Here is a 22,340-nt window from a genome sequence, read left to right as displayed (position 1 = left end):
TCTTTAGTCGAGGGCGCGAGGCCGTTGAAAATTGATCAGCTTACCGCTGCGCCTGTCGACATCCGCCCAGGTCGGCACGTCGAAGTCGAGAACGGCGACACTTCCGGTTGGGAATTTCTGGCTCCTGAGATCCCGAAGATCAGGCTCTGAGGATCCGATCAGCGTGCAAGCCGTTTCGGAAATTGCTGGATTGTGGCCAATGATCATCAGAACCTTGGCATTCGAGGGCTGCTTGTTGATCAGGTCGACATAGGTGCTGTCACTCACCCGGTAGAGTTCCTCGGCAAGAATGGGATCTACGTTTGAAGCCAGCAAAGGCAGGAGCGGGTCCAGCGTCTTGCGGGCGCGAACGGCGGTTGAACACACGACCCGGTCGGGCAGCAGGTCGTTCTGTAAAAGCCACCGCGCCATCAGCGGAGCGGAATGCTCGCCACGTGCGTTGAGGGGGCGGTCGTGGTCGTCGAGTTCAGGATTGCTCCAGTCTGATTTGGCATGGCGCATGAGAATGAGACGAAGGGTCTTGGTATCTTTATTGGACATGGATCAATTCTGATTCTGGAGGGTCTGGACGAAGGCGGCAAGCCCGGGTCCTATGGTGGTTTCATCCTCGGGCAGCTGATAGGCGATCCAGAGGGTGTAATCTGCTTTGGGGCCAGAAAATCGCCACATGGTCTCGATCAGCGGTTCCGGCGTCCATGAACGGGTCTTGAAGGAAATGCCGTCGGCAGCTGCGCCTGTCAGTGTGATGGGGGTGAAGCCTGCCTGAGTATAGGCAGTCATGAACTCTTGCGTTGCACGTTCGCCACTGTTCTTCTCGTGCTGGCGCAAAACGGCGTTGAGCCCTTTTCGGGTGGTGTAGATGCAACCGGCCACCCGGTCGCCATCCGAGGCGAGCACTTTAGTGCGATAGAATGCGCCCACCTTGTCCGGGCAGCGCAGGCCGGAAAAATGGTGCATGCCCAGAACATCATTGATCCAGCCGTTGTCTTCCTTGATCAGATAATCCTCGGCCTGTGCGGTGACTGCTGCCCCCATCAGGCATGCGACTGCCAGTGCCAAGGCACCATAGAAACCGCAGCCGGTGGTATAGCGGCTCGTCCGCGGATGGCTGTCGAGGTGTCAAAGTCAGCGGGGCCTCCATGACCTTGCGATGCGCGTCATGGCGCGCGCAAATCTGATCTGTACAAAATGTATTGTCGGTCTGGCAGCCCTCAAGCGCAAGCCGCCTTGTCAGATTGCTCACATGCATCAGCAATCTTCCGTGCGCTCATTTTTCCAAGAAAACTTCGTAATAAAAGCAATGTCCAAATCAACATTTGTCAAAAGACCTGAGATGGAACTTGCCGGATAAAAGTTTCCTCTCTGAGTTTTTGTGGTCCTGTTGTTTTTATCAGGATTGATTTCAGTGTCCCGGCGCAAGTCACTGATTCGAATTCGAAAAAATATTTGGAACGATTTGGCATGCCGCTTGCGAATACTTGAGGGTGTTGAGTGGGCGTTGGCCCAGAGCTTGAGAGGATCAGAGTAAGATGGGCATTTATGGGGCTATCAATTCGGCCATCTCCGGGTTGGCTGCACAGGCAACCGCCCTGGAGAACTTGTCCGGTAACGTCGCGAACACCCAGACCATTGGTTATAAGCGACTGGATACGACTTTTTCGGATCTTGTGTCCGGCGGGGGATCCGTCCAGGCGAGACCAGGTTTCCGGGACGACCTACGCCACATCGCGTGCGACCAATACCTTGCAGGGCGACATCGCGTCGAATGAAGTGGACACCTATCTGGCGATTAACGGCGAAGGCTATTTCGTCGTGCAGACACCGGAGAGCGTATCTGACGGGACAACGACCTTCAACGATACGCCATATTATACGCGCGCCGGTGATTTCGAGATCGATGAAGACGGTTATCTGGTCAACAGCTCCGGGTATTACCTGACGGGTTTCGAGATTGATCCGACCACGGGCAATCCGGTCGGCGATTCTCCCGAAGTGATCCAGATTGACGATTTGCCACTTGCGGCACAGGCAACCAGCGACATCGACTATCAGATTTCCCTGCCGATCGTGCCTGATACGACGGATTACGACGGCAGCGATCCGGACACGGCGCTGCTGGATACGGCGACCGTCGGCACCGGTGATGTTGCATCCGCGGATGAATCGACCTTTTTGGCTGGATCCATTGGTGGCGGCTCCATCACGATCTACAATGCCAATGGCACCGAAATGAATGTGCAGGCGCGGTGGGCCAAGACCGCAAATGAAGATGCCGTGACATCTACGCAAGACACCTGGAGTATGTATCTGGGCAGTGGCGGCAATGATCCCTCCTGGTTGCAGATCGGGTCGGCCACGTTCGATAGCAGCGGTGCGCTGGATACATTGACGACGGGCGCAAACGGAACCGTCGACAGCAATGGCACAGGCTTCGACATCGCCTCCCTGACCATCGGATCGACCACGACGTCCAACGTCAATGTGTCCTTCGCGGGGGATTCCCTGTCGCAGTATTCGAATTCAACCGGCATCGCGTCCTCTGTCGATCTGGAACAGGACGGCTATGGGGCGGGTGAGCTGATCGGTATTGCCGTGGATTCTGCTGGACAGGTGAATGCGACGTATTCGAACAGCCAGAGCCGGGCGCTCTTCGAAATTCCGATCGCCACTTTTCAGGCTGAGCAGAACCTGCAACGCGTCGATGGCGCCGCTTTTCAAGCCACAGCTACATCTGGCGTTGCCAATTTAACCGGCGGCGGTGAGGTGGTGGCGAATGCGCTGGAGCAGTCGAACTCGGACATTGCCGACGAATTCGCGAAACTCATTATCACCCAGCAGGCCTATTCGGCCAACTCACGGGTCGTCACTTCGGCGGATCAGATGCTGGACGATGCGCTGAGCATGGTTCGGTAACGGCTTTCGGGCAGGCGTGGCGCGTAGGGGCATGAAGCTTCTTCGTGCTGCGCCAGCCTTGCAGGTTTTTGGCCTCGAATGAGGTCGCATGGACTGGGTGTGCAACACCAGGAGACACGACCATGGGTTTGTCGTCAGCATTGAATACAGCGCTTTTCGGTTTGACTTACAATCAGAAGCAGATCGATCTGACCGCCGCCAACGTCGCCAACGCCGATACGGCGGGCTATACGCTGAAAACGGTCGAGGCAAATGTCTTCTTCCAGGGCGATGGCAGCGTCGCCGGCGTGTTGTCTGGCAATGTGCGGCGCGTTGTCGACGAGCAGATCCAGTCTTCCTATTTCGAGTCCCTGTCGGACCGGGAATATTCGGCGGCCATGAGCGATTTCACCACGCGATTGGATGAGGTGTTCGGCACGCTGGACGATGGGTCGAGTGTTGCGTCGCTGGTGACAGACTTTTCCAATTCTCTGGCACAGCTCGTCAACTCGCCGGGCAGCTTTTCCGCGCAGCAGCAGGTTGTCTCATCGGCTCAATATCTGGCGCAGGAAATGAACCGCAGTTACGGTGACATCGACGACTTGCGCAGCGAGACCGATAATCTGCTGGCTTCGCAGACTGATGACGTCAACGATCTGTTGCAGAATATTCAGGATACCGACAGCCAGATCCTTGATGCCCAGTCCCGCGGTGTCACAACGGTCGAACTTGAAGATCAGCGCGACCGTTACGTCGAGCAATTGTCCGGCTACCTTGATGTCAGTGTTTCTGAGGGCAGCCTTGGCACTTTGAAAATCATGACGGCGCGCGGGGATCAGCTTTATGCCGACAACAAGGCCTCGACGTTGAGCTTTACCGAAAGCGTCAATCTGCAACCCGGCGCGTCGGGTCGTTCGGTTGAGGTGAAGACACCCGGTGGCACCACGTTTGATCTGCTCGACAGTTCGCGCTCTGGCTCCATGGTGGCATTGGGCGAATTGCGCGATGAGGTTCTCCCGGAAGCACAGGCTCAACTTGACGAATTGGCCACACAGCTGTCGCTCGCCATGTCCAATGTGAATGTTGAGGGCGAAGATACCACCGTGGGAACAGAAGACGGTTTCACGCTGGATGTCTCCGGCTTGCAGAGTGGCAACACGATCACCTTGTCCTATGAGGATGCGGCGGGCGCGACGCAGAATGTGTCGTTCGTTGCCGTCACTGATCCGTCCTTGCTGCCACTGGCTGACAGTCAGACGGCCCAAAAGGGTGACACGGTTTATGGCATCGATATTTCCAGTGGTGACCCCGCAGATACCATCACCCAGATCCAGGCTGCCCTTGCGACAACGGATTTGGCGGTGAGCAACGACGGCTCTGACAATCTCCAGATTCTCGGCAATACGGGAACCGGAGCGAGTGTCGACAGCCTGAATGCCAATATCACGCCGACCGCCAATTCAGATCAGGGATTGGGGCTCAACATCTTCACCGACGCGCGCGATGGGGGCGGTCTGTTCACGGATGCTCTTGAGGATGGCGGGCAGAGCGTTGGCTACGCCGGTGCGATCACCGTCAATCCAGATCTGTTGGATGACAGCGATTTGCTGGTCACTTATGAGACCACGCCAACAAAAAATTCGCAAAATGACTCGTCGCGGGCAGAATATCTGGTTGGGCAGTTGGCGCAGACCACGGTTGCGTTTGACCCTTCGGCGGGCATTGGCACCAAGGGCACACCCTATGAAGGCACGGTTCTGTCCTATGTCAATCAGATGGTGGCGTATCAGGGCGATCAGGCGTCAGACGCGGCGACCTATGCCGATGCCAAGGAAACACTGACCAGCAATCTGGCGATCCGCTACGAGGAAAGCTACTCCGTCGATGTCGACAAGGAGATGGCGTTTCTTATCGAGTTGCAGAATTCCTACACGGCCAATGCACGGGTCATGCAGGCGGTGAATGAAATGTACGATGTTCTCTTCAACGCAGTCTAGGTGACGTCATGGCTTTTGATACCATTACAACATCGCGTTCCTATCTGACGCAGCAGGTTACGGACCTGACGAAGAAATTGCAGGAACGCACCACGCAACTTGCCACTGGCAAAGTGTCCAACACCTATGGTGGTGTAGGACAAAACCGGCTTCTCGATCTTGAGTTGACACAGAAGGTGTCGCGTATCGATTCCTATCAGGAGACGATCACCAAGGCGAACCTGCAACTCAATACGCTGAACATCACGCTGGATCGTCTGGAAGACCTTCGGCTTGATTCAAAGGCCGCCATCGACCCGAATGACTATGAATTGCAGCTTGACGGGCAAACCACGTCGCAAGCTACATCCGAGGTGCTCTTGTATGAAGCCGTCAGCTTGCTGAACAGCAATGTTGCCGGACGCTATCTCTATGGGGGCAGTGATGCCAACAGCAATCCGGTGGCACAGGTTGAGGAACTGCTCGACGGCGCAGACGGCAAGGCCGGGCTGCGCGATGTGATGGCGGAATATGAGGCGGCCAATCTGGGCGCTGACAATCATGGTCGTCTGATCATTCCGGCTGCCTCAACCACCAACTTTGCCGGAGCAGTTCCCACGGACAGCACTTTCACCATTGCCGAAGATGGCGCACATGACTTTGGGTATGACATTGACAGCGTCACCAATGATCTGAGCAATGTGACGCTGACAGGTCCAAGTGGCGGCGATCCGGACAGCTTCGACGTTCAATTCACCGGACAGCCGACATTGGGGGAGACGCTGGAGATCCAGTTGACCCTGCCGCCGGACCATAGCGAGCCGGTGACCTTTACCTTTACGGCCGCCTCGACCAATGGGGCCGATGGGCAGTTTGCAATTGGTGCGGATCTGGAAGAGACGGCGAACAATCTCCTGAGCGCCATCACTTCAGAGATTGAAACGCATGCTCAGACCAAGTTGAAGGCCACGGCCGATGGGTGGGCGGCGGATGAGTTCTTTGACACGTTTGGCGGGGATGACACGCTTCGCATTGATGGTCCGCCTTACGAGACGGCGACGGCACAAGTGTCGGGTGCGGGCACAACAGTCGCCTGGTACACTGGCGACAATTCGCCCACGGATAATCCACGCAAGGATGAAACGGCGGTCATCGACGACAACCTGTCGGTGCGTTACGGCGTTCGGGCAAATGAGGAAGGCCCTGCTGCTGTGATGAAAGCGCTGGCGACCTTCGTGGCTGCGGATTTTTCCGGCGGGGGCACAACGGACGAGGCCTATTACAATGCGCTGTCTGAGGGCATGAAAAGTGTGCTGGCACCCGAGGGGGTGGATCAGTCCGGTATTGCCGACATCAACACCGAGATTTCCATCGCCTTTCGCACAGTGAGCGATACGGATGATCGCCACGCTCAGACCAAGTCCACCTACCAGGGAACCATTGATGAAATCGAAGGGGTGGACAATGAAGTTCTTGCCGCAGAGATCCTTCAGCTCAAGACCAACATCGAGGCATCTTACCGCGCTTCATCAATTGTTTATAATTTGAGCCTGGTTGACTTCCTTTGAACGTATAACCTTATGCACATCTACTCCACGCCTCCGTTTTCGGGGGCGTTTTTTTTGGGCTTCTGCCTGTTGAGGAGCGCGCTGGGCTGTGGTGACCGAGCCTTTGTCCTGTCAGCATCGGGCAAGGGGCTGGTATGACCCGTGGAGCAGCACTGCGACTGAGACGCTGCCCCTCACGGCCACGGGAGGTGATCCTTGGCTTGATCGAGGCGACCGTTCATTTCTGGAGACGTGGAGACGTGGAGACGGGGGAGGGGCGCGGTACATTACGCCATCAAGCCCGTGTCCGTTGGCTTACGCATGCCGAGTATCGGCCACGGCTGAAGCAGGCAGGAATTGGGGGCTGTCTGTGGGGCGGCCCGGATCTTATACCGCGCCGCCATCCGGATCATTGTTCAGGCCGTGCCCGGAGCCCTTCCGCGATACTGCGGTTGATCTGGATCAGGCTGGCGAGCTTGTCCGGATCGGGATACATCATGATCGTCATGGTGTGCTTGAACACAAAAACACCCAGCGAAGCCGGGTTGTTCTTCAAATCCTGTGGCAGTGTGCTTTCAGCGCTTGTGGCAGAAGTGACGAGAATGGTCCAAAGCTTTCGATTGTAGACCAGGACCTCGTCACGTTCGGCGAAGGACGACTGTTCCCAGTCATCCCTGATCAACTGGAGCCGACCTGCGGCCTTCATCAGTAGGTTTGCCTCCAGTTCCCTCGGTGACACTGCCACCTGACTCGTCTTCTGGTAGGCCTGCGCTGCCTGTTTGTACATTTTCTATCAGCGTCCTCTCATACTCGATGAGCTTGCGTGCTTCTTTCAGTGCTTTGTAGAAGGCTCCGCCGAGGATCGCGTTGCTGATTCTCGTAATGTACGGAATCGTACTGGGCGCAGCCTTGATGATGTCGTTGACAAGAGTGAAGTAGTCTTCCTGAATTTTCTCCACTTCACTGGAGAGGTACATGAGCTGAACGGCGAGGTAGACCTTCTTGGCGGGGGTGTTCGCTGTGGCCGCGGTGAAAATATCCTTTTCCCGCAGAATTGGCGCGTTTCCCTCGATAAAAAGGCGGGTCCTCTGATTGTCATTTGTAATGACGGAATCGCCAATGATGATCTCGTTCACCAGGCTTCAGCTCTACCTTGAGCGCCATTTCTTGACCTCCATATCAAGTATCAGACATCCACATTTCTTAAAAGTTAACAAATTGAACTTGCGCAGACAGGCGTGGATTCTTTTTAAGAGAGACGTTTATTCTAATAGATTATCGTATTTATTTGCTATGTCAAAAATTACTATGAAATAGTGGCATTAATTTTGTTCATCACTGGTAAAATTAACCAAATAGGCTCAGGACGCTCTGCTCTGCCTATAGTTGGCAAGGGAAAGGGCGGTTGACGACAACTGTTGCCGCGTTTGAAGTGCCAGCATGTTCGCGCCTTCCTCGTTCATGTCGGCAATCGTCAGATTTCCGGCTCCGACTTCCAGTGTATTGACCAACTCTTTGGTGAAGTTGGTTCGGATCTGCACAGTGGACAGACTGGTCCCCAGGGTGCTGGCTGACGACCTGAGTTCATCGAGCGCATTGTTGATTGCTTGCAGTGTTCGCTCGATGTCCGTATCCGACTTGAAGCCTGAATCCGTTGCCGTCAGCGCGACTGAGCCATCGGTGACAGAGAAGTCCGTTACGTTGAAATCTTTGTTCGTGCTGGTGACATTGAAACTGACATCGCCTTGCAGGCTGATGCTACCGGGCGCAAAGGTGGACTGTAGGCCCTTGACCGATTGCAGCAGATCGACGAAATCGCTCACGGTTGTGTCGTCGTCGATTTCCAGCGAAGCCGCTTCATAATTGTTGCCATCGGTGATGTAGAGAATGTCTTCAACCGAAAACCCACCGGAAGAGATCAATGTCGCATTGGCAGTCATTGCGGTCGTGACGAGGGTGGTTGCCGTGCCGGCCGCCGCGCCACCGGCCGTGGCCGTGCCGCCGCCTGCATTGTCCTTGGATACACTCAATGTCGTGCCCGTATCGAGCCCCGAAGTGATCGACAGGGAGTCCGTGTCTTCGTCGTAAGTGGCCTTGATGCCTTGAAGATCGTCCAAGGCGTTGACGTAATCCTGCACCGTGGTGATGGTCGTGCCAACGGTCAACTGATAGCTGACAGCGCCATCTGAAACGGTCACGATGTCGCCATCTGACCAGTTTGCGAGGTCAGACAATTTGGATGAGGCTTGCAGCCCGGTCAGCGCTACACTGACATTGCCAGAGGCCATGCCGAAAGCGGTGGTCGCTCCGGCGCCGGTGTCGAGATCCATCAGGGCCAGACCTGTTGAAAGCGTCGTGTCGGTGTAATCGACCGGTTCGACCTTTAACGTTGAGGTGCTGTCCTCATTGAAGATCACCTTTAATTCGTTGCCTTCGCCAGCCAGAAGGTTCTTGCCCTTGTAGTCGGCATCGCGCGCCAGATCCTCGATCTGTTCGAGCAGGTCGTTGTACTGCTGGGAGTAGACCTTGCGCTGATATTCGCTTTGCGTTTGCAGGGCCTGATTGGCAATTGCCTTTGCGGATTCCACCAGCTTGGTGATGGAGGTGATGCCGTCATCGGCTGCCCGGATGGTCTGAACACCCTGACCCATGTTATCGAGCAGGTTGGTCATGTCGCTGGCGCGATCATTCAGAGACGCCGCCGTGAAATAGGAGTTCGGGTTGTCCAGCGCCGAATTGACCTTCAGCCCGGTAGCCAGCCTGTTTTGCGTGCGAGACTGCAAGTCCGCTGTTTTCTGCAAGGACAGAAGATTGTCACGGACGGCACTTGTAAGAACAATATCGCTCATGGCTCCACCACAGTTTGAGCGCGCATTCAGGCAATGCGCATTGTCCGCCTCGCGTTGTTTCGAGGCGCTCAGGCTGTAAGTGTAAATTGAAAGTTAACGCTGCGTGCAGTTGTCAAAACTTTCAATTTCTCAGTTACCAAGAGAAATCCGATAATATGCTGAATTTTCTAGAGAAATATCCCTTTTAATCTAAATTTAAAACGTTAATGACCGCCGGCGGGCGTGGTTTGCCCGCCGGGTCTGGTTGTTAGGTTGTGAGTCGCTTTGCCGGGTGATTCTTCTGTCTTAGAAGAGCGAGAGAACTGTCTGGTCCGCCTGCGACGCGAACGAGAGGGATGTTGTGGCAAGCTGCTGTCGTGTCTGCAAGGCAAGAAGGTTGGCACCTTCTTCATTCGTGTCGGCCAGGGTCAGAAGACCTGCACCTTCCTGCAAGGTGTTGATCATCGTCTTGGTGAAGTCCTGTCGGATCTGAACGGTCGACAGATTGGTGCCGAAGTCACTGGCCTGTGCTCGAAGTTCGGACAGGGCGGAGTTCAGCCGGTCAACTGTCTTGTTAATGGCAGAATCGGTCGCAAATCCCGAATCCACAAAGGCAGCAACATTGACGCCATCTGTGTCGGCGACAAAATTATCCGCATTGAAATCCGCATTGTCACTGGTCAGGCTGAGCGAGACGTCACTCTGGATCGTGACCTTGCCAGTTGAAGCATTGAATTTTGCATCAATGCCTTTTGACTCGTCCAGGAAGTCACGGAGATCCTTGACTGTCGTGGTCTCGTCGATTTCCAGAGACCCAAGCTCGAAGTTGTTGCCATCTTGCAGGGTCAGCACATCTCCCACCTTGAAGGAGGCCGAATTTGTCAGCAGTTGTGAGGTCGCACTGAAATTGGCCGATGTCAGGCTGATAAGATCAGTTGTCGCATCTGAGTGCAGATACACATCGTCATTCGCGACAAGGTCCAGAGACCCGTCGGTTTCGTCAAAGGTCGCCCGAACGCCTGCGACAGCGTCCAGTTGCGACACAACATCAGCAACGGTGAGCGTTGATGTGATGCTGATCGTGACGAGTGCAGTCCCGGCGCTAGCTGCTGCGGTGCGCAAGGTGATGCTGTCACCAGCGGTGAAGGCTCCGCTATCTGTCAGAAGTGATCCGGAATTCAAGGCATCCGAGTTTGAATCGGTGAGGGTCAGGCTTCCTGCGCCACCTTCGAGCTGGAAAGAGGTCGCGCCACCCTGGGCCTCGGCGAGCTCCGAGAGGTTAAGGCCATCGGAGATTGCAGTGTCGGTGTAATCGACAGCCTTGACGGTCAGCTTTGACGTGTTGTCTTCGTTGAAGATCGCCGTCAGATCGTTGCCATCACCGCCAAGCAGGTTCTTGCCCTTGTAGGACGAGTCCTTGGCAACGTCTTCAATCTGTTCAAGCAGGTCATTGTACTGCTTGGCAAACTGGGCACGTTCATATTGGCTTTGGGTTTGCAGGGCCTGATTGGCCTTGGCTTTTGCCGTTTCAACCAGATCGGTGATCGTGGTGATGCCCTGATCTGCCGCCTTGATGGTCTGCAGAGACTGGCCCATGTCGTCCAGCAAGTTGCTTAGATCACTGGCGCGGGAGTTCAATCCGGAAGCGGTGAAGAACGAGTTGGGATTATCAAGGGCCGAGTTTACCTTCAGGCCGGTTGCCAGCTTGTTCTGGACACCGGACATTAAATCAGCCGTCGACTGTAGAGTGAGCAAGTTTTGCCGCACGGCGGCAGAGAGGGTAATATCGTCGCCCATTTTATGCGTCCCTTTCCTGGGTCCTGAATATGTCTGTTCATCCTGAGCAGACTGATCGGGATTACCTTCTGTTAACCCTAATCAATGCTTAAGAACTTGCATTTCTATGGTTAATCGGAAGTTAAGTGACGCGGTTTTTTAGAAATTTTGTCTTCGGTCATTGTAATAAATTACAGTAATATTGTAAAATATACTTATGACCTAATGTAAAAAGGCGAGCCTTGTGGCCCGCCTTTTGAACTTGGTTTTCACTGATTTGGGGGAGGGGTCAGAACAATCGCAGAACGTTCTGGTCCGCCTGCGCTGCCAGCGACAGGGAAGTCGAAGCCAGTGACTGCTGCGTTTGCAGAGCCAGAAGGTTTGCACCTTCCTCGTTGGTGTCAGCCAGGGTCAGTTTTCCAGCACCTTCTTCCAGCGTGTTGATCAGGGAGTTCGTGAAATCCTGACGGTTTTGCACGATGGACAGGTTGGTCCCGAAAGTGGAGGCCTGCGAGCGCAGCGTGTCGCTAGGCCTTTTGCAGGCCTTTCAACACGGTGTCGATCGCATCGTCCTTGGCAAAGCCTGAGTCCGTGCCACCAGCAGTCGTCGTTGCTGAATAGCCGGACGCATCGCTGTCAATCGTAAGCTGGTATTCGGAATCGATGGAGATGTCCGTCCCGCTGACGCTGGCATCGACGCCGTCCTGATCATCGAGGAAGTCGGCGAAATCCTGAACGGTCGTGTCGTCTTCGATCTTGAATTCGCCGATTTCTGCGCCGTTGACGTCTGTCAACGTGATGGTGTCGCCGACAGAATAGCTGGGATCTGTCGACAAGAGGGCGCCGGCTGTGATCCCTGCACTCAGGGTGATCGTGGCGGTGCTGTTTGTGCCTTCCGCCAGATCCGACAGGTTCAGGCCGGTCGAGAGCGCCGTGTCTGTAAAGTCCACGGAGGCGATCGAAAGGGAAGACGAACCGTCTTCATTGAACGTCACGGAAAGGTCGTTGCCGGTTCCGCCAAGCAGGTTTTTGCCCTTGTAGCCGGAATCCTTGGCCAGATCTTCGATCTGCGTCAGGAGCTCATTGTATTCCTTGCCATATTGAGCGCGCTCTGTCTGGCTGGATGTCTGTGCAGCCTGGTTGGCCTTTGCCTTGGCGGCGTCAACCAGGTCAGAGATCGATTCAATCCCCTGATCGGATGCTTTCAATGTCTGAACGGTCTGGCCCATGTCGTCGAGAAGGGACGACAAATCGCTGGACCGGTTTTCCAGTCCTTTGGCCGTGAAGAAGGAGTTCGGGTTGTCCAGCGCCGAGTTGACCTTCCGGCCCGTTGACAGACGCTCCTGAACGGAACTCATCAGATCGGATGTGGACTGGAGAGCGATGAGGTTGGAGCGCACGGCGCTGGAGATGGTGATGTCACCCATAGTAAAAAGACCTTCCTTGATCTACGCAATACTCAGTTCCTTCCTGGAACTTACGATTTTGATTAAAGTTTGATCTAAATAACCTTAAGTAAAGAATTATGGTTAGCGTGTATTAACGTTAATGATTGGTTTCAGTCAAATAAAACGGCGGGTCGTGAAACCCGCCGTTCTTCGCAGTTTGCAAGGGGCTGTTAGAACAGTCGCAGCACGTTCTGGTCGGCCTGAGCTGCCAGCGACAAGGATGTCGAAGCCAGTGACTGCTGTGTCTGCAGAGCCAGAAGGTTTGCACCTTCCTCGTTGGTATCGGCTAGGGTCAGCTTGCCGGCACCTTCTTCCAGAGTGTTGATCAGCGAGGTGGTAAAATCCTGCCGATTTTGCACGATGGACAAGTTGGTACCGAAAGTGGAGGCCTGCGAGCGCAGTGTATCCTGAGCCTTTTGCAGGCCTTTCAACACGGTGTCGATCGCATCGTCCTGGGCAAAGCCGGAGTCCGTGCCACCAGTCGTTGTCGTTGCCGAATATCCAGCTCCGTCACTGTCGACGGTCAACTGATACTCGGAGTCGATCGAGATGGCTGTGCCGGTGATGCTCGCATCAACGCCATCCTGCTCATCAATGAAGTCGACAAAATCCTGAACGGTCGTGTCGTCTTCAACTTTGAATTCGCCAATCTCGGCTCCGTTAACGTCGGTCAACGTGATGGTGTCGCCAACAGAATAGTTGCTATCACCTGAGAGAAGGGCACCGGCGGTGGCTCCTGTGCTCAAAGTGATGGTCGCTGCACTGTTGGTGCCTTCGGCCAGGTCTGAAAGGTTCAGGCCGGTCGAGAGCGACGAGTCGGTAAAGTCGACAGACGAGATCGACAAGGAAGACGTGCCGTCTTCGTTGAAGGTCACGGAGAGGTCGTTACCTGTCCCGCCGAGCAAGTTCTTGCCCTTGTAGCCCGAATCCTTGGCCAGATCCTCGATCTGCGTCAGCAGTTCGTTGTATTCCTGACCATACTGGGCCCGCTCTGTCTGACTGGATGTCTGAGCGGCCTGGTTGGCCTTTGCCTTTGCGGCATCGACCAGATCCGAAATCGCCTCAATACCCTTGTCGGCTGCCTTCAGCGTCTGGACCGACTGGCCCATGTCATCGAGCAGGGACGAAAGGTCATTCGCGCGATTGCTCAGCCCTTTGGCTGTGAAGAAGGAGTTCGGGTTGTCCAGCGCGGAATTGACCTTGTTCCCCGTCGACAGACGTTCCTGAACGGAACTCATCATCTTGGAGGTTGCCTGCAAGGCGTTCAGGTTCGAACGAACTGCGGAGGACAGATTGATGCTATCAGCCATGATGTATCCTTTCTAGGATGTACGCATTACTGGGTCCGTTCTGGACCCGACGCGACTGAACATGGCAGGGTGGAAGTAAACAAACGTAAAGAAATATGGTTACGAAGATTCTTACGTTAATGCAGTTTGAAACGATAGCAGAGCATGGCGAGTATCTATCGCCATGCTCTTGTTTTTACTTTATTTTAAAAAAATACCTAGGGTCATGTTTAGAACAATCGCAAGACGTTCTGGTCTGCCTGGGCCGCCAGTGACAGGGAGGTCGAGGCCAAAGTCTGCTGCGTTTGCAGGGCGAGAAGGTTCGCCCCTTCCTCGTTGGTGTCGGCGAGGGTTAGTTTGCCCGCGCCTTCTTCCAGCGTATTGACCAGGGACTCTGTAAAGTCCTGTCGATTTTGCACGATGGACAGGTTGGTCCCGAAGGTGGAGGCCTGCGACCGGAGAGTGTCCTGAGCCTTTTGCAATCCGCTCAACACTGTGTCGATTGCATCGTCCTTGGCAAAGCCTGAGTCTGTGCCGCCAGCGGTTGTTGTTGAGGAGTAGCCGGACCCATCACTGTCGACGGTGATTTGGTATTCGGATCTCGATCGAGATGGCTGTGCCGGTGATGCTCGCGTCCACGCCATCCTGCTCGTCCAGAAAGTCGACAAAGTCCTGTGCGGTGGTGTCATCCTCGATTTTGAATTCCGCGATGTCCGTCCCGTTGACATCTGTCAACGTAATGGTGTCACCGACCGCATAGTTGCTGTCGTTTGACAGCAATGTGCCCGCCGTGACGCCCGTGCTGAGGGTGATGGTCGCCGTGCCGCTTGCTCCCTCTGCCAGGTCGGACAGGTTCAGGCCGGTGGAAAGCGATGTGTCTGTAAAATCGACAGATGAGATCGACAAGGAAGACGTGCCGTCCTCGTTGAAGGTCACGGAGAGGTCGTTACCTGTCCCGCCAAGCAGGTTCTTGCCTTTGTAACCAGAGTCCTTGGCAAGGTCTTCAACTTGCGTCAGCAACTCATTGTACTCTTTGGAATACTGCGCCCGCTCGGTCTGACTGGACGTCTGCGCTGCCTGGTTGGCTTTGGCTTTCGCCGCATCGACCAGATCTGAAATGGCCTCGATCCCCTTGTCGGAGGCCTTCAATGTCTGAACCGACTGCCCCATGTCGTCGAGGAGGGAGGAGAGGTCACTGGCTCTGTTGCTCAGACCTTGCGCCGTGAAGAAGGAGTTTGGATTGTCCAGAGCCGAGTTGACTTTTTGTCCGGTCGACAAGCGTTCCTGAACGGAACTCATCAGGTCAGATGTCGCCTGAAGAGCATTGAGGTTCGTGCGTACTGCACTTGAAAGAGTAATACCACTCATTACTAGATCCCTTTCTATCCCAATCATTCGTTCTGAATGACAGGAGAGATCCTGAGTTTAAAATTTGTATCGAATGATAATTAAGTTGGTTATTGGCAATTAACGTTAAGTCAATTAAAATCAATACAGTAAACGAACTGATATAGATCATTATATTTACTTGATTTTTTTGGATAAAAGAAAAGCCCCAATGCGGGGCTTTGAAAGTTTGCGGGGTAATCTTGAGAAGATCCGGGTCGGGGCAGGGCTTGTGAATTTTGAATTTATGCAGACCTCACGATGAGGATCAGAAGCGGTCGCGCGATCTGGCCGGCGACTTTATGGCATCCTTTTAAAGCGTGCTATCGCTGTCAAAGGCGTGCCTTGCTTTGATCAGGCCGCAGTCTCGACCGAATTGTCTTCCTGCTTTTCAAGCTTTTGCGCATAGGCCCGCAGCCGCAGCAGGGAATCATTCGGGATCTGACGGACGACTTCACCTGTATCTCGGTTGGTTGCAACGAACACAAGGGTGTCGCTGTCCGGGTCGATCAGGTTCTTGCGCTCCAGCCGGTCGACAGGTGTCTGGAATTCGGCTGTGCCCTCGTCGTTTTTTCCGTTGCCATTGTCCGACGAGCGAGAGCTGTCGTTGGTGTCGGATGAGGGACTGACGGCTGCCCGAGCCGGAACATCTGTTGTGGCGGCGGGTTGCGTGACTTCAGGCGCACGTGTCGTCGGTGTGATCGAAGTATACGTTGGTACTGGTGGCCTTACTGCTGTCGTTTCCATTGCTTTGCCCTCCGGGTAGGCTTGTGGAGTACCCGATGGAACGACCTTAGACCTTAGGTCTGAACGCGACATAACAAAGACCATTACAATTTTAACGATTGTAACGATTCTTACGCAGAGTAACTCACTTGTCTTTTCCAGCGAGATCTGGTGAGCAGGTAAAGTGGGACGGCGTCATCTCATATCACCTTGGAGTGACGTCGTCTGGCCTGAGTCTATTACAGAGAGCGATTAACCGAAATGCCATTGATCATGTCCGGTCCGGCTGGCTTGGTGCCTTTGCGACCATAAGTCGTTGGCTTCTGGCCCGCACCTTTGGCTTTCGCGACGGTGCTGACAATGGTACCTGCCACGTCACGGGCAGTCGATAGGACAGCCAGATTAATGCGGAGCAAGGGCTGGAACTCGGCATGTTGGCGGCGCAGATCGCGCGCTGCGCCAGGCGACAGATTGCCGAGCGCAACTGAGTGTTCCTTCGCACAAAGCATGCCGCGTGTGTATTCATGAATGAGACGGGCCTTTTCCGGCTGAAGCACACCGGCTTCACGCAGGCTGCCGGCCCGCACCAGTTCTGTCTCCCTTTCAATGAGGCGCAAAAGGCCTTCCATCGTTTGAGCCAGCGTTGCGCAAAACAGGGTTGCCTCGGAGGCCGTGTGCGGGCGTTCCTCGGAAAATGGCATTGGCTGTGTTTCTCTGGTCATTACTGTGAGGCCTCTTGAACCGACAGGAGCTCGCGCTCAACGGTGCTGGCAATGCCAATGCCGCCGCTGTTGGTGATGGACTTTGCGTATTCGTCGACGAGCATGCCTTGCCACATGTCGGAGCTAGGGCCGTTGCCCCAGGTGCCACCGCCTTGCAGCGTATCGAACATCGGTTGCAGCATGTTTTTCAAAAAGACGTGCTCGAATTCCTGCGCCGTCTTGTGAACGGCAGCCTTGTTGCTGTGATCCAGGCCTTTCAGCAGGGTCAACGGGTTTGTCTGCGATTGCGTGCTGCTTAATTGTAGACTGTCAGTCATCACAGCACCTCGATTTCGGCTTGCAGGGCACCTGCGGCTTTGATCGCCTGAAGGATGGAGATCATGTCGCGTGGGCCAATGCCCAGATCGTTGAGGCCATCGACGAGCTTCTTCAGGGTTACCGTTTCCGGAACAATAGCGAGTTTGGCGTTAGGATCGCTGTTCACAGTCAGATTGGATCGTGGCACCACTGCCGTCTGGCCGTTGGCAAGAGGGTTCGGCTGTGAGACCTGAGGTGTTTCGGAAATGGTCACGGTCAGGTTGCCCTGGGCGACGGCGACAGTAGAGACCTTCACATCCTGGCCCATGACAATGATGCCGGAATTCTCATCTATCACGATGCGGGCGGGCAGATCGGGCTGAACCACAAGTTGCTCGATGTCTGTCAGCAGGTCGACGATGTTGCCGTCGTAGTCTTTCGGCAGATTGATCCGCACTGTACCCGGGTCGAGCGGCTCTGCCGTTGGTTCGCCGATCAATTCGTTGATGGCAAGCGCAATGCGGCGTGCGGTCGTCAGATCCGGATTACGCAGGGCAATGCGCAAGCTGGTCAGCGAGGCGAGTTTGAAGTCGAGTTCGCGCTCAACGAGCGCGCCGTTTGTGATGCGGCCCGCAGTTGGAACACCGCGAACAACCGATGCTGCATCAGCCTGTGCAGAAAAACCTCCGATGGCGACCGAGCCTTGCGCAATGGCATAGACCTGACCGTCCGCACCGACCAGCGGCGTGACAAGCAATGTGCCGCCTTGCAAGCTGGAGGAATTGCCGAGCGCGCTCACATTGACGTCTACTCGTGTGCCCTGCGTTGCAAATGGCGGCAGGTTGCCGGTGACCATGACGGCAGCAACCGTGTTGGTATTCAGATCAACGTCGCGGATGTTCACCCCGAGACGTTCCAACATGGCTTGCAGGCTCTGTTTGGTGAAGGGGGCGTTCTTCAGGTTGTCGCCAGTGCCATTCAGGCCAACGACAAGGCCGTAGCCGATGAGCTGGTTTTCACGGATGCCTTCGAAATCGGCTAAGGTCCTTGATGCGGGAGGCGGCAAACGCGGGCTCGACGATGGTGGACATCATCAAGGCAAGCAGAGCGAAACCGATAAAAAACCTGATCTTCATGCGAGTGCCCCGACTACGGCAAAATCTGTCTCTGGCACACCGTGCCCGTGAATTCGCAGTTCATATTGCGAATGCCGTGCCAAAGTGGTTCCATCACAATTTAAAAAAATTGATTATATAAATCAGTGGTTTGAAAAAATAGTCGAGAAGACGCGCAACATAGATGGGTATTGAGGGAGGCAAACATTGCCGAGTTGGTGGTTTTTCTTTTACCCTCTCGGCAGATTCTAACCGTCATAGAACGGCCTCGAATATCTGATCTATCTCTTTGAAGATATTGGGAGCATCATGATGGTGACGATCTTGCGACCCGCTATGTCGGTCGTCTGCGTTGTGATGGCGCGGGCGCTGGATGGCAAGGCTCGCGGAGTTTCGGTTGTCCGTCCTTATTTGGTTGCGGGTAGAAGGGTGCCTTCAGGTGCCGACCTGACGACTGTTATAACGTGGTGTGGCCGAACACAGGCAATCGACCGGAGGCAGAATGCGTATCAATGGACCCAACTCAACGTCCAGTGTATCTGGCGGCAACCGCAAGAAGCGGGCGGGTTCCAGCAATTCGACGTTTGCACCGGATTTCTCTGAAAGTGCAAGCGAGACGAGTGAATCATCCGGTGCATCCAGTGTCTTTAATGTTGAGTCACTTCTGAGCTTGCAGGAAGTCGGGCCGCAGCCGGATCGCAAGAAGAAGGCCAAGAAGCGGGGCCACTCGATGCTCGATATTCTCGACGATCTGAAGCTGGATATGCTTGAGGGGCGGGTTGCCCCTGAGCGGCTTGATGCCTTGTTGCGGCAGGTTTCTGATCGCGAGGAGAGCGGGGACGAGGAGCTTGATAAGTTGCTCGGCGAGATCGAATTGCGGGCCAAGGTTGAGCTTGCAAAACTGGGCCGATTCTTCTGATTGATGTGGTCGTTTCGGCGGCGTTCTTTGCCTGTAATTTGATCGCCTTTATTTATGTTGTTGAATTTAAATCACTATTTTGCACGTTAAATTTCTGAAAAGGAGCGTTGTCGCTTTGTTTACGTGACGATATATTGCCGACAATCTAACGGAGATCCGGAGCTATCGATGACGTTGGAACTTGAGTCTGAATATCGTCCGTCTGAGAACGAAGTGTTCATGAGTGACAGACAGCGTGAGTACTTCAAGAACAAGCTGCTCGCCTGGAAAGATGACATTCTGCGCGAGAGCAAGGAAACGCTTGCCACCCTCCAGGAAGAAAGCCAGAACCACCCCGATCTGGCCGACAGAGCCTCTTCGGAAACGGATCGCGCAATTGAACTGCGTGCCCGTGACAGACAGCGCAAGCTGATCTCCAAGATCGACTCGGCGCTGGAACGCATTGCAGATGGCAGCTATGGCTATTGTGAAGAGACGGGAGAACCCATTTCGGTTCGTCGTCTCGAAGCACGCCCCATCGCTACCCTTTCGATCGAGGCACAAGAGGCCCACGAAAGACGCGAGCGCGTTTACCGGGACGAGTAAACGCAAACGCACAGAGAAGAATTTCATATCCCGATAGTGTCAGGCCAGACGCTGTCGGGATTTTTTTATGTTTGGAAAACATGATCTGGCTTTTTGGCAGAATAGGGGCTGACCAAAGGCCATGTCTTGATGTTCACCTGTGGGGATGGCAGAAAAGAAAACGGGTACGGCACTCGGGGAGCGAGGTACCGTACCCGTTTATCAGTCACAGCAACGCCGTTTCTAGAAAACCAGTTTCTGTGACCGGGGGAGGAGATCGGCTAGGGGGCCCTTACCGAATTTCTTTAGAACGGCAGCATGATGTCCATGACCTGGCTGCCATAGCGCGGCTGCTGCACATCGGTGATCTGGCCGCGACCGCCATAGCCGATGCGGGCCTCGGCAATCTTGTCGCTGTCGACCATGTTTTCAGACGAGATGTCTTCCGGGCGCACAATACCGGCGACGACCAGCTCCCGAACTTCGTAATTGACACGAACTTCCTGCCGGCCCTCAATCACCAGATTGCCGTTTGGCAAGACTTGTAGAACAACTGCGGCAATGGATGTCTGCAGAGTTTCCTTCCGGTCGATACTGCCTTCGCCCTTGTAATCATTCGAGCTGTCGATCGATGCAAGGTTGCTGGCATCCGCTCCGGCGGGAAGCAAGACGGTATTCAGTGCCGCACCGACAGCGCCACCCGCTCCGGTGGAATTGGTGTCTGTGCGTTTGCGCTCAGTGGTGTTGTCGAACTGGGCTTTGTCGGCAATCGTGACCTTGACCGTCAGAATGTCGCCGACCTTCTTGGCGCGCTGATCGCCGAAAAAGGTGCGGTTGCCCGATTGCCACAACGAGTTGGGGTTGTAATGGGCCTGTTCTGGTTCTGGCATCGGCATACGCACCGGACGATAGCCTGCCGTTGTCGTGGGGTCCTGAATGGCGGTCAGGGCAGGCTGCTTGCCAACGTCTGCCAATCGGGTGGCCGCTCCGCAGCCTGCAAGATTGAACGCCAGCAGACTGCAGGTGATCAGGGCAAAAGGTGTCTTGGTCATCGCCATCACTGGACGCTCCCCTTGGGGGTGGTGCTCAGGCTGGCCACCTTCGGGTTCCGGTTTTCGACCGCAATCTGGCCGCGGGACACAACTGTTCCCTGGACGATCCGCTTGCTGGTGGTGTTCATGATGTCGATGACATCATCCTTGGCGCCGTCATCCATGGCCTTGCCGCGCGTTGTCAGCCTCATGCCGCCGATGCGGTAGGTTAGCGTGACCTTGTCGCCGCGCTTCACCAGCACGGGGTACTCGAAGTTCCGAGGCATCAACGGTGCGTTGGGGCGCAGGTTGTTCGTGGCTGCCATGCCGACAACGCTCGTTGCCGAATTGAGGGCGTGCGCCGGGATCAGAGCAACGGCCATGCGCTTCATCTCGATGTCGCTCTGGCGCAGGATTTCGCCACGGTGCAGCGGGCGCGACAGAGTAGCGATTTCCATTGTTTCGCGGGCATAGCCTGTCAGCACGACCTGATAGGTGCCGCGCATACCGCTGACAGCAAGCTCTGCTTGAAAACGGCCGTCGCTGCGGGACCAGCTGACATGCGAGATCTCGACCGGATCATCTGCCGAGGGATTGGCCTGAATGGGCTGCGGTGTCCGGTAGAACTGGATCTCCAGATCGTCCGCAGTCAAGCCGCCACCCTGCTTGGCAATGGCGCTTTTCACCATGCTCTTGAGGCGGTTCTGATCGTAGACTTCTGCCCGGCGGCTGACCAAAACGGATTGCAGACCGTTGGTCCCGGCAGTAATCAGACCAGCGGCGCGGGCGCGTTTGGCAACCACGTCGGCGGGCACATTGCCCGAGGTGCCAAGATCTGGCGACCTGAACAACGGTACGTCGGCATAGGGTCCTGCGTTCTCGTAAAAGTCGCCAATGGTGACCACGTTGGCCAGCGTCGTGACATTCGAGTTCAGCACCGGTGTACTGTCGGCGAAGGCTGCGGGCACGACCGCCACCAGTCCGGTGAGCGTCAGAACAATCGCAAGAATGCGTTTCATTGTCCGGCTCCCTATCGAATGTTCGACGTCGTTTGCAACATGTCATCGGCAGCCTGAATGATCTTGGAGTTCATCTCATAAGCGCGCTGTGCGGCGATGAGGTCCGAGATTTCAGAAACGGCTTCGACGTTGGACGATTCCAGATAACCTTGCTGAATGGTACCGAAGATGTCGTCTCCCGGATTGCCGGTTTGCGGGTCACCGGATGCGTCCGTCTGTTTGAACAGGTTGTCGCCGATGGCCTCAAGGCCAGCTTTGTTGACGAAGCGGGCCAATTCAATCTGGCCGAGATTGACCGTATTGCCATTGGCATCAGCTGCCTGCACCGTCCCATCAGACGTGATGGTTACGTCGCGGTTGGTATCGCCAATGGTGATGCCAGGCTGAACAATGTAGCCGTCGGCAGTCACGAGATTGCCGTTGGGGTCTCGCTCGAACGAGCCGTCGCGGGTGTAGCCGGTCGTGCCGTCCGGCATCTGGATCTGGAAGAAGCCTTCACCGCGAACCGCAACGTCGAGTTCCTTGTTGGTCTGCTCCAGCGTCCCTTGTGACATGATGCGGGTTGTAGACGCTGTCTTCACACCAGAACCGATCTGGATGCCGGTTGGCACCACTGTGCCGGCGGCAGAGGTCTGCGAGCCCATGCGGCGGGTGTTCTGGTAGAGTAGATCCTGGAAATTTGCGCGCTGGCGCTTGTAGCCGGAGGTTCGCATGTTGGCGACGTTGTTGGAGATGACCTCAACGTTGAGTTCCTGCGCCTGCATGCCGCTCGCAGCGATTTGGAGAGCTTTCATTTGTCTGTTCC

Annotated in this window: 19 protein-coding genes and 3 pseudogenes; 6 read left to right on the top strand and 16 right to left on the bottom strand. The window is 55.2% G+C overall.

Annotation, left to right across the window (positions count from 1 at the left end; translation table 11 throughout):
* Positions 1 to 3 precede the first annotated feature (3 nt).
* Entirely contained in the window at positions 4 to 540 is a 537-nt protein-coding gene (locus tag AC0L7U_RS04710; RefSeq protein ID WP_473694198.1) for a SixA phosphatase family protein, read from the bottom strand.
* Between the two features lie 3 nt (positions 541 to 543).
* Complete coding sequence (locus AC0L7U_RS04705) at positions 544 to 1,035, bottom strand: hypothetical protein (RefSeq protein ID WP_473694197.1); 492 nt, start codon at positions 1,033 to 1,035, stop codon at positions 544 to 546.
* 494 nt (positions 1,036 to 1,529) lie between these two features.
* On the opposite strand from AC0L7U_RS04705, the gene AC0L7U_RS04700 reads away from it, so the two are divergent.
* The 4 genes from AC0L7U_RS04700 to AC0L7U_RS04685 all read left to right on the top strand — a co-directional run bounded on the left by AC0L7U_RS04700 (position 1,530) and on the right by AC0L7U_RS04685 (position 6,436).
* Positions 1,530 to 1,769, top strand: coding sequence for a flagellar basal body protein (locus AC0L7U_RS04700; RefSeq protein ID WP_473694196.1), 240 nt, complete (start codon positions 1,530 to 1,532; stop codon positions 1,767 to 1,769).
* Positions 1,666 to 2,913 carry a flagellar hook protein FlgE gene (locus AC0L7U_RS04695; RefSeq protein ID WP_473694195.1) on the top strand — a complete coding sequence of 416 codons (1,248 nt, stop codon included), beginning with the start codon at positions 1,666 to 1,668 and terminating at the stop codon, positions 2,911 to 2,913. Before AC0L7U_RS04700 ends, AC0L7U_RS04695 begins: the two co-directional genes overlap by 104 nt.
* Positions 2,914 to 3,035: 122 nt before the next feature.
* Positions 3,036 to 4,889, top strand: a complete 1,854-nt coding sequence (gene flgK / locus AC0L7U_RS04690; protein ID WP_473694194.1) for a flagellar hook-associated protein FlgK — start codon at positions 3,036 to 3,038, stop codon at positions 4,887 to 4,889.
* Between the two features lie 8 nt (positions 4,890 to 4,897).
* Positions 4,898 to 6,436, top strand: coding sequence for a flagellar protein (locus AC0L7U_RS04685; RefSeq protein ID WP_473694193.1), 1,539 nt, complete (start codon positions 4,898 to 4,900; stop codon positions 6,434 to 6,436).
* A gap of 388 nt (positions 6,437 to 6,824) precedes the next feature.
* On the opposite strand, the gene flaF is transcribed toward AC0L7U_RS04685, so the two are convergent.
* From flaF to AC0L7U_RS04630, 11 genes and pseudogenes are all read right to left on the bottom strand, one after another.
* On the bottom strand, positions 6,825 to 7,202 hold the full coding sequence (gene flaF, locus AC0L7U_RS04680) for a flagellar biosynthesis regulator FlaF (RefSeq protein ID WP_473694192.1): 378 nt from the start codon (positions 7,200 to 7,202) through the stop codon (positions 6,825 to 6,827).
* Entirely contained in the window at positions 7,084 to 7,551 is a 468-nt protein-coding gene (flbT, locus tag AC0L7U_RS04675) for a flagellar biosynthesis repressor FlbT (protein WP_473694190.1), read from the bottom strand. The genes flaF and flbT overlap by 119 nt, the downstream gene beginning before the upstream one ends.
* 225 nt (positions 7,552 to 7,776) lie before the next feature.
* Positions 7,777 to 9,264 (bottom strand): flagellin N-terminal helical domain-containing protein, encoded by a 1,488-nt coding sequence (locus tag AC0L7U_RS04670; protein ID WP_473694188.1) that lies wholly within the window; start codon positions 9,262 to 9,264, stop codon positions 7,777 to 7,779.
* Between the two features lie 285 nt (positions 9,265 to 9,549).
* Positions 9,550 to 11,040 carry a flagellin N-terminal helical domain-containing protein gene (locus AC0L7U_RS04665; protein WP_473694187.1) on the bottom strand — a complete coding sequence of 497 codons (1,491 nt, stop codon included), beginning with the start codon at positions 11,038 to 11,040 and terminating at the stop codon, positions 9,550 to 9,552.
* A 268-nt stretch (positions 11,041 to 11,308) separates the two neighbouring features.
* Positions 11,309 to 12,446: pseudogene (locus tag AC0L7U_RS04660) on the bottom strand (flagellin N-terminal helical domain-containing protein).
* Positions 12,447 to 12,637: 191 nt separating this feature from the next.
* Positions 12,638 to 13,777: a flagellin N-terminal helical domain-containing protein gene (locus AC0L7U_RS04655; protein WP_473694185.1), complete on the bottom strand. Its 1,140-nt coding sequence runs from the start codon at positions 13,775 to 13,777 to the stop codon at positions 12,638 to 12,640.
* 209 nt (positions 13,778 to 13,986) lie between these two features.
* Positions 13,987 to 15,124 (bottom strand): annotated as a pseudogene (locus AC0L7U_RS04650) (flagellin N-terminal helical domain-containing protein).
* A 372-nt stretch (positions 15,125 to 15,496) separates the two neighbouring features.
* Positions 15,497 to 15,889 (bottom strand): hypothetical protein, encoded by a 393-nt coding sequence (locus AC0L7U_RS04645; protein WP_473694183.1) that lies wholly within the window; start codon positions 15,887 to 15,889, stop codon positions 15,497 to 15,499.
* A gap of 218 nt (positions 15,890 to 16,107) precedes the next feature.
* Positions 16,108 to 16,590: a flagellar protein FlgN gene (locus tag AC0L7U_RS04640; RefSeq protein ID WP_473694181.1), complete on the bottom strand. Its 483-nt coding sequence runs from the start codon at positions 16,588 to 16,590 to the stop codon at positions 16,108 to 16,110.
* The gene (locus tag AC0L7U_RS04635) at positions 16,590 to 16,907 is read right to left on the bottom strand and encodes a rod-binding protein (protein WP_473694179.1); all 318 of its coding nucleotides are present in this window, start codon (positions 16,905 to 16,907) and stop codon (positions 16,590 to 16,592) included. Before AC0L7U_RS04635 ends, AC0L7U_RS04640 begins: the two co-directional genes overlap by 1 nt.
* Positions 16,907 to 17,981: pseudogene (locus AC0L7U_RS04630) on the bottom strand (flagellar basal body P-ring protein FlgI). The gene AC0L7U_RS04635 and the pseudogene AC0L7U_RS04630 overlap by 1 nt, the downstream one beginning before the upstream one ends.
* A 523-nt stretch (positions 17,982 to 18,504) precedes the next feature.
* Between AC0L7U_RS04630 and AC0L7U_RS04625 the strand changes: the two are divergent.
* Together AC0L7U_RS04625 and dksA are read left to right on the top strand one after the other, a co-directional pair.
* Positions 18,505 to 18,921 carry a flagellar assembly protein FliX gene (locus tag AC0L7U_RS04625; protein WP_473694177.1) on the top strand — a complete coding sequence of 139 codons (417 nt, stop codon included), beginning with the start codon at positions 18,505 to 18,507 and terminating at the stop codon, positions 18,919 to 18,921.
* A 168-nt stretch (positions 18,922 to 19,089) separates the two neighbouring features.
* Positions 19,090 to 19,506 (top strand): RNA polymerase-binding protein DksA, encoded by a 417-nt coding sequence (dksA, locus tag AC0L7U_RS04620; protein WP_473694175.1) that lies wholly within the window; start codon positions 19,090 to 19,092, stop codon positions 19,504 to 19,506.
* A 284-nt stretch (positions 19,507 to 19,790) separates the two neighbouring features.
* Here dksA and flgH read toward each other — a convergent pair whose 3' ends face one another.
* From flgH to flgG, 3 genes are read right to left on the bottom strand one after another with little or no spacing between them, the layout of a single operon-like run.
* Positions 19,791 to 20,543, bottom strand: coding sequence for a flagellar basal body L-ring protein FlgH (gene flgH / locus AC0L7U_RS04615; protein WP_473694174.1), 753 nt, complete (start codon positions 20,541 to 20,543; stop codon positions 19,791 to 19,793).
* Positions 20,543 to 21,535 (bottom strand): flagellar basal body P-ring formation chaperone FlgA, encoded by a 993-nt coding sequence (flgA, locus tag AC0L7U_RS04610; RefSeq protein ID WP_473694172.1) that lies wholly within the window; start codon positions 21,533 to 21,535, stop codon positions 20,543 to 20,545. The genes flgH and flgA overlap by 1 nt, the downstream gene beginning before the upstream one ends.
* A gap of 11 nt (positions 21,536 to 21,546) precedes the next feature.
* Positions 21,547 to 22,329: a flagellar basal-body rod protein FlgG gene (gene flgG, locus AC0L7U_RS04605; RefSeq protein ID WP_473694170.1), complete on the bottom strand. Its 783-nt coding sequence runs from the start codon at positions 22,327 to 22,329 to the stop codon at positions 21,547 to 21,549.
* Between the last annotated feature and the right edge of the window lie 11 nt (positions 22,330 to 22,340).

It is taken from the genome of Roseibium sp. 10G30-5, from assembly GCF_055809635.1.
This window is presented reverse-complemented; position numbering and strand designations above follow the sequence as displayed.